The sequence below is a fragment of the Streptomyces sp. NPDC087270 genome (assembly GCF_044744625.1).
Classification (GTDB): Bacteria; Actinomycetota; Actinomycetes; order Streptomycetales; family Streptomycetaceae; genus Actinacidiphila.
Window position 1 is genome coordinate 99068 of sequence record NZ_JBIUYR010000019.1, and the last position, 14516, is coordinate 113583.

Annotated in this window: 8 protein-coding genes; 5 read left to right on the forward strand and 3 right to left on the reverse strand. The window is 73.6% G+C overall.

Annotation, left to right across the window (positions count from 1 at the left end; translation table 11 throughout):
* Positions 1 to 158: 158 nt before the first annotated feature.
* The 5 genes from ACIPAE_RS31455 to ACIPAE_RS31475 are packed head-to-tail and all read left to right on the forward strand — an operon-like array spanning position 159 to position 10452.
* On the forward strand, positions 159 to 3083 hold the full coding sequence (locus tag ACIPAE_RS31455) for a family 78 glycoside hydrolase catalytic domain (RefSeq protein ID WP_402449864.1): 2925 nt from the start codon (positions 159 to 161) through the stop codon (positions 3081 to 3083).
* Positions 3080 to 4387, forward strand: coding sequence for an extracellular solute-binding protein (locus ACIPAE_RS31460; protein WP_402449866.1), 1308 nt, complete (start codon positions 3080 to 3082; stop codon positions 4385 to 4387). The genes ACIPAE_RS31455 and ACIPAE_RS31460 overlap by 4 nt, the downstream gene beginning before the upstream one ends.
* Complete coding sequence (locus ACIPAE_RS31465; RefSeq protein ID WP_329370639.1) at positions 4384 to 5295, forward strand: sugar ABC transporter permease; 912 nt, start codon at positions 4384 to 4386, stop codon at positions 5293 to 5295. The genes ACIPAE_RS31460 and ACIPAE_RS31465 overlap by 4 nt, the downstream gene beginning before the upstream one ends.
* On the forward strand, positions 5292 to 6179 hold the full coding sequence (locus ACIPAE_RS31470; protein WP_366413209.1) for a carbohydrate ABC transporter permease: 888 nt from the start codon (positions 5292 to 5294) through the stop codon (positions 6177 to 6179). Before ACIPAE_RS31465 ends, ACIPAE_RS31470 begins: the two co-directional genes overlap by 4 nt.
* Positions 6163 to 10452 carry a glycosyl hydrolase gene (locus ACIPAE_RS31475; RefSeq protein WP_402449870.1) on the forward strand — a complete coding sequence of 1430 codons (4290 nt, stop codon included), beginning with the start codon at positions 6163 to 6165 and terminating at the stop codon, positions 10450 to 10452. Before ACIPAE_RS31470 ends, ACIPAE_RS31475 begins: the two co-directional genes overlap by 17 nt.
* Positions 10453 to 10798: 346 nt before the next feature.
* Here the strand turns inward: ACIPAE_RS31475 and ACIPAE_RS31480 are convergent, their stop codons facing one another.
* The 3 genes from ACIPAE_RS31480 to ACIPAE_RS31490 all read right to left on the reverse strand — a co-directional run bounded on the left by ACIPAE_RS31480 (position 10799) and on the right by ACIPAE_RS31490 (position 14344).
* Positions 10799 to 12265, reverse strand: a complete 1467-nt coding sequence (locus ACIPAE_RS31480; RefSeq protein WP_402449872.1) for an FGGY family carbohydrate kinase — start codon at positions 12263 to 12265, stop codon at positions 10799 to 10801.
* A 256-nt stretch (positions 12266 to 12521) separates the two neighbouring features.
* Positions 12522 to 13538 carry a 2-hydroxyacid dehydrogenase gene (locus ACIPAE_RS31485; protein WP_402449875.1) on the reverse strand — a complete coding sequence of 339 codons (1017 nt, stop codon included), beginning with the start codon at positions 13536 to 13538 and terminating at the stop codon, positions 12522 to 12524.
* A 14-nt stretch (positions 13539 to 13552) separates the two neighbouring features.
* On the reverse strand, positions 13553 to 14344 hold the full coding sequence (locus ACIPAE_RS31490) for a DeoR/GlpR family DNA-binding transcription regulator (protein WP_402449877.1): 792 nt from the start codon (positions 14342 to 14344) through the stop codon (positions 13553 to 13555).
* Between the last annotated feature and the right edge of the window lie 172 nt (positions 14345 to 14516).

Genomic DNA, 14516 nt, shown 5'->3' on the forward strand with positions numbered 1-14516 from the left:
GAGGAGTGGGTCACGGAAAGGGGGCGGTTGGTCGGGGGTCCGACGGGACTCTTGACACCCCTCGCGAGGGGCTCATAGTCTCCACGCCACAGAATCGACGTTAGTTTTCACATTCACGGATGATCATCTTCACGCCGTAGATGGTGTGAGAGGAGGACGTGCCTGTGCCCGCACTGCGGCCGTACGCCCTGCGGTGCGACCACCGCACCACCCCCCTCGGCATCGACGAACCCGCCCCGCTGCTGTCGTGGCGGCTGGCGTCCGACCTGCGGGGCGACGCGCCCGCCGCCTACCGGGTCCGCGTCGCCGAACGGCCCGAAGCACTGGCCGAGGGCGGTCGACTCCTGTGGGACAGCGGCCGGGTGGAGGACCCCTCGGCGATCGGCGCCGGCTACGCGGGACCCGCCCTGCGCCCGAGGACCCGCTACCACTGGCGGGTCGAGGTGTGGTCGCAGGCAGCGGCAGCCGGCGAGGAACCCGCCGGCGCGGTCTCCTGGTTCGAGACCGGGATGACGGTGCCGTCGCGGGCGGTGGACGGCAGCGGCCCCGGCGAACCGGCGTGGCGGGCTTCGTGGATCACCCACGACCCGAACCCCATCGCCGTGATGGACGCCCCGACGGAGGGCGAACTCGCCCTGGACGACCACGGTCTGGCCCCCTGCCCGCTGCTGCGGCGGGCCTTCCCGGGCGCGGCGCACCCCGCGGACTCCCCCGCCGCGTCCCCCTTGGTCCGCGCCAGGCTCTACGTCAGCGCGCGCGGCCTGTACGAGGTACGCCTCAACGGCACCCGCGTCGGCGACGCCGAACTCGCCCCGGGCTGGACCGACTACACCCGCCGCGTGCAGTACCAGACCTACGACGTCACGGAGTTGGTAGGCCCGGGCGAGAACGTGCTGGCCGCGACGCTCACCGACGGCTGGTGGAGCGGCTTCGTCGGCTTCGAACCGCGCCGGGCGGGCGCGCACTACGGCACGTTCCCGCAGTTCCTCGCCGAACTGCACCTCACCCACGCCGACGGCAGCGTCCGCACCGTCGTCACCGACGACACCTGGGTCACCCGCACCGGGGCGATCCGGTACGCCGATCTGCTGAGGGGCGAGTGCCACGACCTGCGGCAGGCCGTCGACGGCTGGGAGTCGCCCGGATACGACGACGACGGCTGGTCGCCGGCCCTGGTCGTGGACGCCGACCACCGGCTGCTGGTGGCGTCCGTCGACGAACCCGTGCGGGCGATGGCCGAGATCCGGCCGGTGTCCGTCACCCGCGTCTCCCCCGGCACGCACCTCGTCGACTTCGGCCAGAACCTCGCCGGGCGGATACGCCTCCGGGTCGACGACCTCGCCGCAGGCGCCCGGGTGGTCGTCCGGCACGCCGAGGTGCTGGACGACAAGCAGCGCCTGTACACGGCCAACCTGCGCACGGCCGCGGCCACCGACGTACTGATCGGCGACGGGCGCCGACACCGCACGTTCGAGCCGCGGTTCACCTACCACGGCTTCCGCTACGCGGAGATCAGCGGCATACCGGAGCTGCGCTCGGACGCCGTGCTGGCCGTCGCCCTGCACAGCGACACCGCGTGGACGGGCTCCTTCGACTGCTCGGACCCGGACATCCGCCGGCTGCACGCCTGCGTGGAGTGGGGCCAGCGCTCCAACTTCGTGAGCGTGCCCACCGATTGCCCGCAGCGTGACGAGCGGCTCGGCTGGCTGGCCGACGCGCAGGTCTTCCTCCCCACGGCGGCGCTCAACGCGGACGTGGCGGCCTTCTTCACCAAGTGGCTGCGCGACATCGACGACGCGCGGACGCCCGACGGCGGCTTCACCAACGTCGCGCCGCGGCTGGCCGGCGTCGCCGACGAGGGGGCGCCCGGCTGGGCCGACGCGGGAGTGGTCGTGCCGTGGCACCTGTACCGCACCTACGGCGACCCGCGGTTCCTCTCCCGCGCGCTGGACGGGATGCGCGCCTGGGTCGCCCTGATCCACCGGCACAACCCCGACCTGATCTGGCGGCACCGGGTGGGCCCGCACTTCTCGGACTGGCTCGCCCCCGGCGTCCCCACCCCGCGCGAGGTCATCGCCACCGCGTACTTCGCGCACAGCACCCGGCTCACCGCGCTGGCCGCCGAGGCACTGGGCCACCACGACGTGGCGCAGGAGCACCACCGGCTGGCGGCCGCCATCAGAGCGGCGTTCGTGGCACGTTTCGTCACCACCGGGGACGCCGATGGCGTCGAGCGAGCCGCGGATGCCGGGAACACCGCACCAGCCGAGCGGACCGGGCGAGCCGAACCCGCCGAGGACACCCCGACCCCCGCCGGGCAGGTACGGCTGGCGGGCGACACCCAGACCGGCTATCTGGTCGTGCTCGCCTTCGGCCTGCTGCCCGAGCACCTGGCGGACGGCGCGGCCCGCCGGCTCGCCGAACTCGTCGAGGCGGCCGGGCCCGCCCTGCAGACCGGCTTCGTCGGGGTGGCACTCGCCGCGCCCGTACTCGACGCGTACGGGCGCGCCGATCTGGCCCACGCGCTGCTGCGCCGCACCGAAGTGCCGTCGTGGCTCTTCCCGTTGCGGCACGGCGCCACCACCATCTGGGAGCGCTGGGACGGCTGGACGCCCGAAGGCGGCTTCCGGGCCCCGGCGATGAATTCCTTCAACCACTACGCGCTCGGCTCCATCGGCGAATGGCTCTACCGGGGCGTCGCCGGTGTGGACCAGGACGCGGACTCCGTCGCCTACCGGCGGCTGCGCGTCCGGCCCCGCCCCGGCGCGCTCGGCCACGCGAGCGCCCGCTACGAGTCGGCGCGGGGCACCGTCGCCGCCGCCTGGCGGCGCGAGGGCGAGCGCCTGACCCTGCGCGTGCAGGTGCCGCCCGGCGCCACCGCCGAGGTCTTCGTACCCACCACCGATCCGCGCTCGGTCCGCGAACTCGCCGCGGCGCCCGAGGACGGCGCCCACTCCACGCTGATCGACACCGGCCCCGGCCACGCCCGCTACCAAGTGGCCTCGGGTTCCTACCACTTCACCGCGGCATTCTCTCCGGCGGCGCCCACGTCCGCCGGTCCCCAGGAGGAGGACACACCATGAGCACGGGTTCCCGCAGTCAGCCCGACCGGGGCACGGTGAGCCGCCGAGGACTGCTCCGCGTCGGCGGTGGGGTCGCGGCCGCGGCCGCGCTCCCTTCGGTCCTCACGGCGTGCTCGGGTTCGGGCGGCTCCGGCGGCAAGATACGGGTGGTCGGTGTCGCCGACGAGCAGAAGCCGATCACGGACCTGATCGCCGCCTACCGCAAGGGCCACACCGGCGTCTCGTTCAGCACCTCCTTCGCGCCCACCGACCAGGTGCAGACGGTGGTCCGCACCCAGCTCGCCGGCGGCAACGCCCCCGACGTGCACGTGCTCTACCCCGGCAGCGGCAGCGCGATGTCCATGGTCGAGCTGGCGAAGGCCGACCTGCTGACCGACCTCGACGACCAGGCGTGGACCAAGACCATCCCGAAGAGCTTCGACGCCGCCTACCGCCACGACGGCAAGACCTATCTGTACTCGGCGGGCAGCAGCGTCATCGGCACCATCTACAACAAGAAGGTGTTCGCCGACGCCGGGGTGACCCCGCCCAAGACCTGGGCCGAACTGCTCGACGTGTGCGGCACGTTGAAGTCCAAGGGTGTCGTGCCGCTGGCGCTCGGCGCGCAGACGCCCTGGGTCACCCAGCTGATCACCTACGCGCTGGTCCCCAACGCCGTCTACGCCAAGGACCCCACGTTCGACGACCAGATGGCGTCGGGGAAGGCGACGTTCGTCGGCTCGGGCTGGGCCGACGCGATGGGCAAGTACCAGGACCTGCAGAAGCGGGGCTTCTTCAACGACCACCCCGACGGCACCACGTTCGAGCAGCAGACCTCGATGGTCGCCACCGGCAAGGCGGCCATGGCCGTACAGGTGTCCTCGGTGCTGTCCAACTTCCGGCAGGCCGCCAAGTCCCCTGACGACCTGGGCATGTTCCCCTTCCCCGGCGGGGACGACGCGGCGAACCTGTGGATTCCGGCGGGCATCGTGGTGGGCCTGGGGGTGTCGGCTCGGGCGAAGAACGCGGCCAAGGGCAAGGCGTTCATCGAGTTCCTCGGCAAGCAGGAGAACATCAACGCCTGGGCGGCGGACGTCTCCGCCATCCCCTTCTCCCGCGACTCCAGCACCAAGATCGACCCGGTGCTGTCGGAGTTCCTGCCGATCATCGACGCCAACCACGCCGTGCCGTTCATGGACCAGCGCTGGCCCAACGCCGAAGTGCAGCCCGCTCACTTCGCCGCCGTGCAGGACCTGCTCGCCGGCAAGACCGACGTCAAGGGCGCACTGGCGCAGATGGACAAGGCCTACGGGAAGAAGTCGTGAAGGCACCGCGCGTCGCACTGCCCCGGCCCGGCCGCCGCGACCCGACCGTACCGCCGTGGATCTTCGTCGTGCCCGCGCTGGCCGTGTACGCGCTCGTGGTGCTCTACCCGAGCATCGCGGGCGTGGTCTACGCGTTCACCGACTGGTCCGGCATCGGGTCGTTCTCGTTCGTCGGCCTCGCCAACTTCCACACCCTGCTCGGCGACGACCGCGCCCTTCAGTCCATCAGCAACACGCTGCTGCTCACCGTCGCGATCGTCGTCGTGCAGAACCTCATCGGGCTGCTGCTGGCGCTCGGCGTGAACGCCAACATCAGGTCCAGGACGCTGCTGCGGGTGATCTTCTTCGCGCCCGCCGTGGTCAGCCCGGTGATGGTGGCGTTCCTGTGGAAGTACGTCTACAACCCCGACAACGGCGCGGGCCTCAACGGCATCCTCGGCGCGGTCGGCCTCGGCGGCCTGCGCCAGGACTGGCTGGGCAACCCGTCGATCACGCTGTGGTCGGTGGCCGCGATGGTGGTGTGGCAGTACGCCGGCTACTCGATGGTGATCTTCCTGGCCGGGCTCCAGGACGTGCCAGCCGAACTCCTGGAGGCGGCGCGGATCGACGGCGCGAGCAGCTGGCAGCGGTTCCGCTACGTCACCTGGCCGCTGCTGGCGCCCGCGCTGACCGTCAACCTGATGCTGTCGACCATCGGCGGCCTGAAGCTCTTCGACCAGGTGTACGCCGCGACCAACGGCGGACCCGGCACGTCGAGCGAGACGCTCTCCACGGTGCTCTACAAGGAAGCGTTCGTGTACGGGAAGTTCGGCTACAGCACGGCGGTGGCGCTGGTCCTCGCGCTGTTCGTGGCCGCCGTCTCGCTGGTCCAACTCCGCTATCTGCGCGCCCGGGAGGTCACCGCGTGAGTACCGTCACGGCCGGCGGGGTCAGCACCGGGGCCGAGCGCCCCGCCACCGCGCGCCGCAAACGGCGTCCCGGCTACGGGCGCTACCTGCTGGAACTGGTGATGATCGCGGCCGCGGTCGTCTTCCTGTTCCCGGTGTACGCCCTGCTCACGCTCGCCCTGAAGAGCCCGTCGCAGATCGCCGACTCCCCGCTGTCGCCGCCGACTTCGCCGACCTTCCACAACTTCGACAACGCCTGGTCGTCGGCGTCCCTCGGGTCCGCCCTGGTGAACAGCGCGATCATCACCGCCGTCAGCCTGCTGCTGCTCATCGTGATCGGATCGACCGGCGCGTACTACCTGGCGCGGTGCGCGAGCGGCCTCGGCTACGGGCTGTACGTCCTGTTCCTGCTGGGGATCATCCTCCCGTTCCAGCTCGGCATGATCCCGCTGTACAAGCTGGTCGACGACCTCGGCTGGCTCGGCACCTACCAGGGCATGATCCTCTTCTACACCGGCATCCAGATGCCGTTCACCGTCTTCCTCTACACCGGGTTCATCCGGGCGCTGCCGCGGGACTACGCGCAGGCCGCGCTGATCGACGGCTGCGACCACCGGCAGGCGTTCACCCGGATCGTCTTCCCGCTGCTGCGGCCGATCACCGGCACCGTGATCATCCTGAACGCGGTCTTCATCTGGAACGACTTCTTCACCCCGCTGCTGTACCTCGGCGGCTCCGGCAAGGAGACCGTGCCGGTGGCGATCTTCTCGTTCGTGGGGCAGTACGTCTCCGACTACGGCCTGGTCTTCGCCGGTCTGGTGCTCGCCGCGCTGCCGATCCTCGTCATCTTCCTCTTCCTCCAGCGCTACGTGATCAAGGGGTTCGCAGGTGGCCTCAAGGGCTGACGCTCTCCCGGCGGACATCGCCGCGATCCTCGCCGAGCCCCCCAGGGCCTTCTCGCCCACCGCCATCTGGTGGTGGAGCGGGGAGCGGCTGGACCGGTCCCGGCTGCGGGCGCAGCTCCAACGCTTCGCCGAGGGCGGGGTGTTCAACCTGGTCATCCTCAACCTGGCGCCCTCGGGGCCGCTGTTCGGGTCCGACGCCGACGACCCGGCGTTCATGACCGACGCCTGGTGGGCGCTGCTCGACGGCGTCTGCGCGGACGCGGCCGAACTGGGCGTGTTCCTCTGGTTCTACGACCAGTTGGGCTTCTCCGGCGCCGATCTGCAGGCGCGTCTCGTCGACGAGCAGCCGCGCTACGCCGGGCGCGCGCTGGAGCGGGTACGCGCGGTCGTCGACAGCGATGGCGAGCTGGGCTGCCCGCCGCAAGGGCAGCCGGTCGGCGGCCACGCGGAACCGCTGGACGAGGCAGGCGAGATGACCGGCCCCGCCGTCCCGCTCGCCGTCGACGGCCGGACCATCCGCCCACCGGGGCCCGGCCGCTGGCGGCTGACGCTCCACCACCATGTGGCGCGCGGCTTCGACTACCTCGGCACCGAGGCGTGCGCCGCGCTGCTCGACCGGGTGCACGGCGCCTTCGAGCGGCGGCTGGGCGACCGGCTCGGCACCGTGGTCGTCGGCTCGTTCCAGGACGAACTGCCGTCCCTGCCGACCTGGTCGGCCGGGTTCGCCGCGGACTTCCGGCGGCGGCGCGGCTACGACCTCGTACCGCACCTGGACGCGCTGTACGCGGACAGCGCGCGCCCGGACGCCGGTCGGATACGGCGCGACTACCAGCTGACCCGGGCGGAGGCGGCCGAGGAGGCGTTCTTCCGGCCGCTGGCCGGCTGGCACCAGCGGCACGGGCTGCTCGTCGGCTGCGACCAGCAGGACCCCGCCCGCGCCGGACACCCGGTCGGCGGGGTCGAGTTGTACGCCGACTACGCCAGGACCCACCGCTGGTTCTCCGCGCCGGGCTCCGACCACCACGGCGACGCCCGTATCCACTCCTCGCTCGCCCACCTGTACGGGGGCCGGCGCACCTGGATCGAGGCGTTCCACTCCACCGGGTGGGGCGGCACGCTGGAGGAGACGTTCGACTGGCTGCTGCCGTGGCTGCGCGCCGGCGCGACCCTCTACAACCCGCACGCGGTGTACTACACGACCAAGGGCGGCTGGTGGGAGTGGGCGCCGCCGGGCACCGACTGGCGGCAGCCGTACTGGCGCCACCACCGGGTCTTCGCCGACGCGGTGACCCGGCTCTGCGCGATCCTGAGCCTCGGCCACCACCTGTGCGACGTCGCGGTGCTGCTGCCCACCACGACCGCGCAGGCCGGCACCGCCCTGGACGGCGTCTCGGCCGCCGCGGCCCGCGCGCAGGCGACGTACCTCGAACTCGTCGGCGACATGACCTGGTTCCGCACCAGGCCGGGGCTGCTCGACCGGCTCGGCCGCGACGCCGACGTCATCGACGACTCCTCCCTCGCGCGGGCGACGGTACGCGGCGGCGAGCCGGACGGCACCCGGTTGTGCGTCGCCGAGGAGCGGTACGCGACGCTCCTGCTGCCCGCGTGCACCGTCCTCGAAGCGGACACGGCACGGAAGTTGGTGGAGTTCGCGGCGGCCGGCGGGCGGCTGGTCGCGGTCGGTGCGGTGCCCGAGGAGGTGGTCGGCGCGGGCGCCGATGCCGCGCTCGACGCGCTGCGGGCGTGCTTCGCGGACGGCCGCGCGGTGTGCGTGCCCGCGGCGGACCGGCTGGCCGATCTGCCGCACGGGCCGGGTCCGGTCGTCGAGGCGACGGTCCCCGCGCTCGCCCGCCAAGTGGCGGACGCGACCGTGGTGTTCCTGACGGCGGCCGCTCCGCGCGCGACCATGGCCGCCGTCGCCGCGCCCGACGCGCGCGGGGCCGCGCTGGGCTGGCTCGACGCGCGCTACGACTTCGACCCCGGCCGCTACGCGCGCACCGCACGGGTCCGGGTCCGGCTGTGCGAACCGGCTGAACTCGCCCTGCTGGTCGACCCGTTCGACGGTTCGCCCCGCACCCTGCCGGTCACGGCGGTCCCCGACGAGCCGGGCTGCCACGAGGTCGAGGTGCCCTTCGACGCCGGGCCGGCCGCGGTGCTGGTCCTCCCCGCCGGTCGCGCGCTCCGGCACCTGCCGCGGGAGGAAGCGGTGGCTGCCGATGCCACCGCGCGGGGCGGTGAGGTGCTCGTGATCCCCGACGACGCGGACTGGGACATGCGGCTCGTGCCGACGGCCGACAACACCTGGGGCGACTTCGACCGCCCCGCGGCCCGGCCGGACGGCCCGGCCCGCACCGAACTGCGCACCTTCCGCCACCGGGTGGAAGGCCCCGGCGAGGACGGCGTGCGCGACGGGTGGGCGGTGCCGGGGAGCGCCGCGGTGCCGGCCGAGCCAACCGCGCACGCCACGTTCGGACCGCACGCCGTCCTGCGCGGCGCCGACGGGCAGACCGTCCGGACCCTGGAGTGGTCCGACTCCCGCGGCATCCACAAGGACCCGGTGCACCGCGAGGTGCTGGGCCCCAAGGGCCACGTGCCCGAGGAGTTCCTCCACCTCGGCCCGACGCCCGCGGGGGCGACCCGGCGGGTGGCCGTCGACCTGCTGCTCGCCGACGCCTTCGACGGCCACCTCGCGATCGGCGCCGCCGCCGCGAAGTCGGCCCGGCTGGCAGGACGCCCCGTCGCCCTGGACGACGGCGGCCATCTCGCCCTGGGCCGCGTGCGGTTGGAGCCCGGCCGGCAGCTCCTGGAGCTGGATCTGACACCGGATCAGGACACGGATCTGCGGGCACACGTGGCGCTCGTACGCGACGCGGCACGCTACCGGCGACCCGAGTGGATCGCCGCGACTGCCGCCCCCGACACGGCGGTCGAGGGCGACGCGGGCACGGCGGCGGGCACGGGTACAGGCGCGGGCGCGGGCACGGCGGCGGGCACGGGTACAGGCGCGGGTACAGCGGCGGGTGCGCCTGCGACGGCGGCTGCGGCTGCGGCTGCGGCTGCGGCTGCGGGTACGGGCACGGCTGCGGGCGCGGGAGCGGGTGCGGGCGGCGCGGGCTCGGGCACCGTACGGGTCGGCACGACGCTGTCGCTGTCCCGGCCGCCCGCGCGCGCCGTGGTGCAGGTCGCCGCGCGGGGCCGGTGCGTGCTGCGGGTCAACGGTCGGGTGGTGGGCCGGCAGGGCGGTTTCGACCCGTACGCCGAGCACGCCGTGCCGCGCGTGCGGCGCCATGACGTGGCCGCGGCCCTGCGGGCGGGCGACAACGAGATCGTGGTGGAGAGCGCGGGCGGCGACGACCTCGCCGTCCTGGTGGACGCGGCCTGCCACGACGACGCCTCGGCCCTCGTCGCGACCGCGCACAGCGATGCCACCTGGTGGGCGGAACGCGACGGCGAGCGGGTGCCGTCGGTGGTACGCCGTGCGCCGGCGGGCGACCCCGCGGCACTGTACCTGCGCCGCAGGCCCCACCCGCTGCCCGGTGCCGCCTGGCTGGACCCGGACGCCGACGACGGCACCGTGGTACCCGTCGGGTTCGCCGTGCCGGGCGGCCGGCCGTCGGTGGAGTGGCTGTGGTGCGAACTGCCGCCCGGCGCCACCCGGTTGACGGTGGAGGTGCACGGCGGCGGCACCGTGTTCGTGGACGGCGAGGAGCGCGGCAGCACCGCGGGCGGCGCGGGCCCGCACACCCTGACCGTCCACCTGGCCGGCGGCGAGGCCCCCACGGGCGTACGCTGCGCCGCCCTGCGACTGGAGCCGGACTCGGGCCACGCAGGCGGGGCCGCCCTCGCCGGGCCGCTGCGCTGCGAGGTCGGCCCCGGCCGGATCAGGGCCGGCGACTGGGAGTCCCACGGCCTCGCCGAGTACAGCGGCGGCGTCCGCTACCGCCGCACCGTGCACCTGCCACCCGATGCCGCGGGCGGCCCGGTCACCCTCGACCTCGGCCGCGTGCGCGGCACCGCGGAGGTGTCCGTCGACGGCGTCCCCGCCGGCGTACGGATCTGCTCCCCTTACGTCTTCGACCTGACCGCCCTGACGGCGGCCCCGGGCCCCCACACCCTGGAGGTCACCGTGTTCGGCACCCTCGCCCCCCACCTCGACGCCTCAGGTCCCACCCACTTCGTCTTCCCCGGCCAACGCGTCTCCGGCCTCCTGGGCCCCGTCCGCCTCCTCACCGGCCTCGGGGGGTGCCGGGCCGATCAGGACTCGCCGGCGTGACAGCCGCGCCTGAAGGCGGTTCCCGAAGGGTGGAGACGGTTGCCGATGACGCGCGAGACGGCCGTCGCGTGGGTGCGGAAGGTGATGGACACCGAGTGCGCCGACGTTGGCCTTCCGAACGTGTTGGACCGGATCGACAGGGTGCTCGGCTGCCCGAGTGGCTACGTCTCCGGCTTGATCTTCTGGCCTGAGGGGCCCGGGCCGACCGCGGCGCAGGGGGTCGACCGGGCGCCGGCCCACCGACCTCCCGCGCGGTGAGCGCACCGCTCGACAGCCCCGCTCGACGGCCCCGCCCGACGGACCCGCCCGACCGCGCCCGGGCGGGGCCGTACGACCGGACGGGCGTTCAGGGGCGGCCGGCTTCCCTGGCGCCCGCCGGGCCGGCCCAGCGGTTGCGGGCGCTCTCGACGCGGAACAGGTAGTCGGCGTAGGCGTGTTCGTAGTAGGCGACGCCCGCCGGGTCCGGGTCGATCACCGCTTCGGGAGCCGTCCACCGCGCCACGTCCAACTGCCGCCCGAGGGTGTCCCCGTGGGCGGCGACACCCGCCAACACCGCGCCGCGCGCGCCCGGTTCGGGTCCCCGCGCGACCCGCAGCGGGCGGCCCAGCACGTCGGCGAACAGGCGCAGCCACGCGGGGTTGCGGGCACCGCCGCCGCAGACCGCCAACCGGCCGGTCAGGCCGGCCGCTTCGAGGCAGTGCCGGGCGGCGAAGGCGATCGCCTCGCACATGGCACGGACCAGGTCCGCGCGGGTGGCCCGCAGGTCGAGACCGGTGAACTCGGCGCGGGCGGTGGGGTCGACGAAGGGCACGCGTTCGCCCGACGGCGACAGGTAGGGCAGCGCGGCGACGCCCCGGGCGCCGCGCGGGGTGGCGTCGAGCAGTTCGGAGAGCTGGTCGTGGGTCGTGCCGGTGAGGCCGAGCACCCAGTCGAGCGCGACGGTGCCGGTCATCGCCGGCAGCGCCCGCATGTGGCGGTCCGGCCGGGCCGTGGCGAGGTGGAAGCCGACCGGGTCCTCGTCGAGGGCGACGCGCTCGACGACGACCTGGCAGGCCAGGGTCGTGCCGACGATGAGCAGCCCGTCCCCCGGCTCGGTCACCCCGGCGCCCGTCGCCGAGGCCGGCAGGTCGTAGGGGCCGCCGGTGACGGGGGTGCCGTCCGGCAGGCCCGCGATGTGCCCGCGCGCCTGCCCGTACGGCAGGGTCGCGGCGATCGGCGCCAGCAGGCCGGCCCGGTGGCCGAGGCCGAGGTCGGCGAGCGCTTCGGGGGCGTAGGTGCGGGTGCGCGGGTCCAGGAAGGGCACCGACGCGTCGGACAGGTCGGTGCCGCGCTCACCGGTCAGCCGCAGGTGGACGACGTCCTTGCAGCAGGCGGCGGTGGTGGCCGCGTCGAGGGACTGCGGTTCGTGGCGGTCGAGCCAGGCCAGCAGCGGCCCGGGCGAGCCGGGGAAGAGCACGTTGCCGGTGCGCCGGTAGAGCCGCTCCGCGGTGCCGTCCGCCATCCAGCCGGCCACCAGCCCGCCGGCCCGGCCGTCCATCCAGGACATGGCGGGGCGTACGGCCCGGCCCTCGGCGTCCACCAGCCACAGCCCGTCGCCCTGGCCGGTGATGGCGACGAGCGCGGGCGCCTGCCCTTCGCTGACCGCGGCGAGGACACCCGTGGCGGCGCGCACCACCTCCTCGACGTCCTGCTCGACGTGTTCCCCCTGCCCGCCGAGCGAGATCGGCATCGATTCGACGCGCAGGGTCGCGCCGTCATCGGCGAAGGCCGCCGCTTTGACGACGGAGGTTCCCATGTCCAGTCCGACGAACACCGTGCGTTCCTTCCCTCGACTGAAAGACCTTCGGCTGAAACACCTTCAGGGGACGAGAACTTGAAGTGGCGAGGACTTCAAGCAGCGCAAGCTTCAAGCGACGCGAGCATCGAACGGCGCGAACGACGCGAACGGCGCGAACGGCGAGCGAGGCAAGCGCGGCGAGCGAGCCAGCGGCCGAAGTCAGGGGGCCGAAGCCCGCGGCCCGCGCGTCACGCGGCAGGAGCCACTCCGCCGCATCCCCGCCGCGCGCGCCTCACACGACGCGGTGCGCGAGCGGCTCGCCGCGCAGGAACCGCCCCACCTCCGCGGCCGCGATCCTCGCCGCGTTGTGCGCGACGGAGGTGTTGGCGCCGGCCAGGTGGGGCGTCATGACCAGCCGGGGCGCGGTCCGCAGCCGCGAGTCCGGCGGCGGGGGCTCCACCGCGAACACGTCGAGCCCCGCCGCCGCCAACCGCCCGGACTCCAGGGCGTCGCAGAGCGCGTCCTCGTCCAGCAGCGCGCCCCGCGCGCAGTTGACGACGACCGCGCCCTCCGGCAGCAGCGCCAGCTCGCGCGCGCCGAGCAGCCCGCGGGTCTCCGGTGTCAGCCGCGCGTGCAGCGACACCACGTCGGAGCCGCGCAGCAGGTCGTCCAGGTCGGCGACGGGCTCACCGGACTCGCGCAGCACCCGCTCGTCGGCGTACGGGTCGTACAGCCGCACCCGCGCGCCGAGCGCGGTCAGGGCGCGCGCCACCCGGCTGCCGACGGCTCCGCACCCGATGAGCCCGACGGTCGCACCGTCGAGCCCCGGCCCGCAGTTGTCGTACGTGTAGAACTCGCCGGCCCAGCGCCCGGCGGCGAGCGCGGCGGACGTCTCGGGGATGCGGCGCATCGCCGCGAGCATCATCCCGACGGTGTACTCGGCGGTGGCGGCCGCGTTGCGCCCGGGGGTGTTGCAGACCTGGACGCCGTGCTCCTTCGCCGCTTCGAGGTTGACGTTCACCGGGCCGCCCCTGCCGATCACCACCAGCCGCAGATCGGGGGCGCCTTCGAGGATCTTCCGGGTCACCGGCGCCATCTGGGTGACGCACACCTGCGCCCCGCGCAACGCGGTGACCATGGTGTCCTCGTCACCCGACGCCTCGTCGACCTCGGCGACCCGGCCGAAGGGGGTGAGCGGCCACGGCAGCCGCAGTTCGTCGATGGAGTGACCGGTGCCGATCTCGGCGGTCAGCTCCCGGGTGAACAGGTCGGGAGCGACGAAGTGGTCGCCCGCTGCGAGGATTCTCATGGCCGAGGTCTCCTTCATGCCGGGGTCGGAGCGGTCTCGTAGGGGACGCCGCTGTCGTCGAGGGAACGCAGGACGTCGGGCGGGGTGCGGTCGTCGATCAGGATGAGGTCGAAGGTGGTCAGCGGGGCCAGCCGGTGCAGCGCGGTGCGCCCCAGCTTGGAGTGGTCGATCATCAGCACGCTGCGGTTGGCCGCCTTGAGCATCGCGCGCTTGACCGCCACGATCCGCTGCTCCTGGTGGAAGGCGTAGTCGCCGTACACCGACGAGGTGGAGACGAAGCACAGGTCCACCCGCAGTGCCTCGACCGCCTCCACGCAGGGCACGCCGAGGAACGAGTCGTGCAGCCGGTCGTAGTCGCCGCCGAGCGCCATCAGGTGCAGCCCGCGTTCGTCGGCGAGCAGGTTGAGCGCTTCGAGGAAGTTGGTGACCACGGTCAGCGGCTCTATGCCGGGCAGCAGCCGGGCGAGTTCCAGCGCGGTGGTGGAGTCGTCGATCATGACGGACATGCCGGGCTCGATCAGCGTCGCCGCCTTCGCTGCGACCGCCGCCTTCTCGGCCCGCATCGTCTTCTTGCGGAACGCCACGTTGCTCTCGAAGACGCCGGACGGCTGGACCGTGACCCCGCCGCGGAACTTGCGCAGGATGCCTTCCCGCTCCAGCTCGTCGATGTCGCGGTAGATGGTCATCAGACTCACCCCGAACCGCTCGGCCAGATCGGACGCGGAGACCGAGCCCTCGGCCAGCACATGGTCCGACAGCTCGCGGCGCCGCTGCGTCGGCCCCCGGCGGTTCTTGTCCTGTGACATCCCTCGGCCCTGTTCCGATCCGTCGACCCGACAATAACAGTCTGCACTGTGGATATAACATTCAATGCTGATGTAACGTTCGGCAGTGTTCACTACCAGCGGCCGTCAGGTCAACCCGTCGAGTGACCCACCCGGCGGTCTCTCACCAGGTGAGAGCCGAGATGGGAACCCG